The following is a 1385-nucleotide window of genomic DNA, read 5'->3' as shown; positions in this document are numbered from 1 at the left end:
GGCGCCGGCCATGCGGCCGATCTCCTGGCGCTGCTCGCCCGGCCGAACCCGCGCGAGAGCGGCACGCGCCTGCTCGAGACCGTCTACGCGGACCTGACGCTCAGCGGCACCGCCTACCTGGAGGCGGTGAGCCTCGACGGGCGGATCGCGGCCCTGCAGAGTCTGCGGCCCGGCCGGATGCGGATGCTGCCGGGGCCGGACGGCTGGCCCGTCGCCTACGTCTACACGGTGGGCGGCAACAGCCGGCGGTTCGACCTGCCGGCTCCCGGCGCCCCCGAGGTGGCCCCGATCCTGGCGCTCAGCCTGTTCCACCCGGACGACGACTATGCCGGCCTCGCCCCGATCGAGGCCGCCGCCACCGCCCTCGACATCCACAACGCCGCGAGCGCCTGGAACAAGGGGCTGCTCGACAACGCGGCGCGGCCTTCGGGTGCGCTGGTCTTCGCCGGCGCGGCGCTCACCGAGCCGCAGTTCGACCGGCTGAAGGCCGAGCTGGAGGCGAATTACCAGGGGGCGGCCAATGCCGGCCGGCCGCTGCTCCTGGAGGGCGGCCTGGACTGGAAGCCCCTGGCGCTGTCGCCCCGGGACATGGACTTCGTCGAGGCCAAGAACGCCGCCGCCCGGGAGATCGCCCTGGCGTTCGGGGTGCCGCCCCTGCTGCTGGGGCTGCCCGGCGACAGCACCCACGCCAACTACGCCGAGGCGAACCGGGCGCTCTACCGCCAGACCCTGATCCCGCTCGCCGCCCGCACCGCCCAGGCGCTGGCCGGCTGGCTGGAGCCGGCCTTCGGGGCCCTGGACCTCGAACCCGACCTCGACCGGATCGAGGCCCTGTCGGGGGAGCGGGAATCCCTGTGGCGCCGGGTCGAGGCGGCCGGGTTCCTGTCGGCCTCCGAGAAGCGCGCCGCGGTGGGCTACCCGCCGGAGCCGGAGGCGGGCGGGTGAAGGGCGCGCGCCGCCTGCCCAGATCCGCGCGCTCTCCCTTCCCCCTCTGCGGGCTATCGGATTCACCCATCCCCGGATGTGGCGCGGTTCCCCTCTCCCGTGCGGGAGAGGGACAGGGTGAGGGATGCGCGCTTTCCGGAAAGACCTGTCCCCTCACCCCAACCCTCTCCCGCACGGGAGAGGGGGCGCGTGGCGGCTTTCGCAAGCCGAGGTGTGAACATCGTAGCCCGCAGAGGGGGGGGGAGAGCGCCTGCCCTTCCTGGACTGGCTGTCCTTGAAGCCACGGCCTCTCAGCCCATCCCAAAAAAACCAACCGAGGACCCTGTCGATGGATGGCCATTTCTCCGGCTACGCCAGCGTGTTCGGCGTGCCCGATCTCGGCCGCGACGTGGTGGTGCCGGGCGCGTTCGCGGCCAGCCTGGCCCGGCGCGGGGCGGCGG

Annotated in this window: 1 protein-coding gene and 1 pseudogene; both read left to right on the top strand. The window is 73.8% G+C overall.

Annotated features, from left to right (window positions below; genetic code table 11):
• The coding region (locus FV228_RS29820; RefSeq protein ID WP_147857742.1) for a phage portal protein at positions 1-945 on the top strand (945 nt) is incomplete at its 5' end.
• Positions 946-1273: 328 nt separating this feature from the next.
• Positions 1274-1385, top strand: a pseudogene (locus tag FV228_RS34575) (HK97 family phage prohead protease); the annotation flags it as partial.

Source organism: Methylobacterium sp. WL18 (assembly GCF_008040015.1).
GTDB classification, from domain to species: domain Bacteria; phylum Pseudomonadota; class Alphaproteobacteria; order Rhizobiales; family Beijerinckiaceae; genus Methylobacterium; species Methylobacterium mesophilicum.
Note: the sequence above shows the minus strand (reverse complement) of the source record. Positions and strands in the feature narration are given on the sequence as shown.